The 2,312-nt window shown below is 53.8% G+C and carries 1 protein-coding gene; it reads right to left on the bottom strand.

Translation table 11 applies throughout. The annotated features are described in order from the left end of the window. Positions 1-1,760 (bottom strand): PAS domain S-box protein (locus tag EXE42_RS15060; protein WP_137706853.1); only part of this gene is annotated, 1,760 nt, incomplete at its 3' end. Positions 1,761-2,312: the final 552 nt, after the last annotated feature.

Below are 2,312 nucleotides of genomic sequence, written 5' to 3'. Positions count from 1 at the left end.
AACTCAACTCCGGTGATCTCAAATCGAGCCCCTCCCGTGGGACTTTCGGCCACCCGTATGTCCCATCCGTGAGCCGAAACAATCTGTTCGACAATCTTCAACCCAAATCCGATCCCGTCGTCTTTCGTGGAGTAGCCCGCAGTAAATACATCTGAACGTCTGTCTTCGGGGATCCCGGGGCCATCATCTTCGATATAGAAACCATCCGCATCAACGCCGACTGTAACGGTTACCTCTGGACCTCCGTGCATGAGTGCGTTGCTAAACAGGTTCTCAAGGAGTTGGCAGAGCCGATCGTCATCAGCGACAATTGCAACCGCTGCGGGCGTTTCATCCGCGTACTGTAAGGTCGCGTCCTCTGTTTGATCCGCGACCATCTGCCAGGCAGTACGTAGTGTCTCTTGGAGCTCGATCGCATCTTTCGACCCAATATCTCGTCCTTCACGCGTTAACCAGAGCATGTCCTCCGTCAGTCGCTCAATACGGTCTAATGCGGTCTCAATTGGTGGAAGATGCTCACTGTCACAGTCCTCATGGACGAGATCTAACCGTCCCTGCGCGACGTTGAGCGGACTCTGAAGATCATGACTCACGACACCAGCAAATTCAGTGAGCCGTTGGTTCTGCTGCTCTAATTTCTTCTCATTTTCTTTGCGTTCTGTTATATCTCGCAAAATCCCGACTGAGCCCTCGAACTCCTCGCCGCGATAGGGCAAGACTCCCATGTGGTCTTCACATGGAATCGCCTCTCCGTCCTTGGATTGAATCTCAATCTCGAATTGGATACTGCTTGGGCCATCCGAAGACAGGATTCGCCCAAGAGCCGCTTCCGCCCGGTCGACAGCGTCGGCAGATTTGACGAGCGTTGGTGGTGACCCGAGGATCGTTTCCCGGTCGTAGCCCACCATTCTGACAAACGCGTCGTTGACGTACTCGAACTGGCCCGCTTCGTTGAGTACGTAGACCGGGTCTTCGATCGTCTCCATGAGCGTTCGGAAGCGAATCAGTTCTGTTTGGCGCGCTTGTTCAGCAGACAGATCCCGAACTGTACAAATCAACTCCCCAGAAGCTGTCTTTGTGAGACGGTGATCTTCTGGAAACGTCGTCCCATCGGCTCGAAGCCCGGTCGTTTCACCACTCCAATACCCGCCGTCATCTACTGACGGCAGGATCTCGTTTCGGACGAGCTCGACATCCTCGTCGAGATAGAGTTTTTGCCAGTGTTCGCCGATGAGTTGGTCACGCTCATAGCCATAAATATCCGTATAAGCTTCGTTTGCGTAGGCGAATCTGCCAGTCTCATCGAGCAGACTAATCCCTACTTGCGCAGTTTCAATCGCTTTTTGCTGTCGCTCCTGCGCAGCTTCCGCATGATATTGGTCGACAACGTTGCGGACACGGTTCGCCAATACAGTGTACTGATCCCTGCCACCTTGTTTTTGAATATAGTCGGTGACGCCAGCCGAAATTGCCTCACTGGAGATCTCTTCGGATCCCTTGCCAGTAAACAAAATCACGGGGAGGTTCGGCGCTATCTCACGGATGCGTTCTAGAAAGTCGATCCCGTCTTTGTTCGGCATATCATAGTCAGTGATGATACAATCGAACTCAGTGAGAGAAAACTGGTCGAATGAGTCATTGGGACTCGTTGCTGTCTGGACAGCAAAGTCATCAGCCTCACGCTCCAGAAATTCCGTCACTAGGTCAGCGAAAGCACGGTCGTCATCAACATGAAGAATATTGACTGTACTCTCTTCCATAGTGAGTCGGAATACAACCGGCCCTAAGAAGATACCGTCCAGTTCTCCACGGCTTAGAATCTCATATCTCGTGTTTCACCCGATTTGGCAGCGCGCGCATCCGACGGTGACGTTGTTTTGCCGCCCTCGCGTTCCGTGTCGACCGGTCTGTTCTTGACGATGTCGGCGACGCCACGAGAGGCTGCTCTCGCTGTGATCGACCCTTGTCACGAGCTTGGAGCGTCTGTCGCCACGTTCGACTGTGGCGGGGCCTCGTGTTCTATGCGCCAGCGTCCAGTGGGACACCATACGACACGCACGGATGACTGCGTTTCACGCAGCGTTCTAGCCAGCAATCGCGAGATCTGCGCCATCGTATTAACCAACAACACGATGAATTGTCGGACTGCGTTGGTTAACACACGACACCTCTTCGTATACGCGGGCCAGTCTCTCTGGTTGGGATCTTCGTTTCTGTCGGTTGAGCCACTACGGCTCTGAGCGGATCGTCGCATCAATTTCACCGAGTGGCCACTCCGCGGCGTGACTTGGCTCATAGGCTGCCCAGGCGGC

Source organism: Halorubrum sp. SP3, assembly GCF_005435195.1.
Taxonomy (GTDB): domain Archaea; phylum Halobacteriota; class Halobacteria; order Halobacteriales; family Haloferacaceae; genus Halorubrum; species Halorubrum sodomense.
This window is presented reverse-complemented; position numbering and strand designations above follow the sequence as displayed.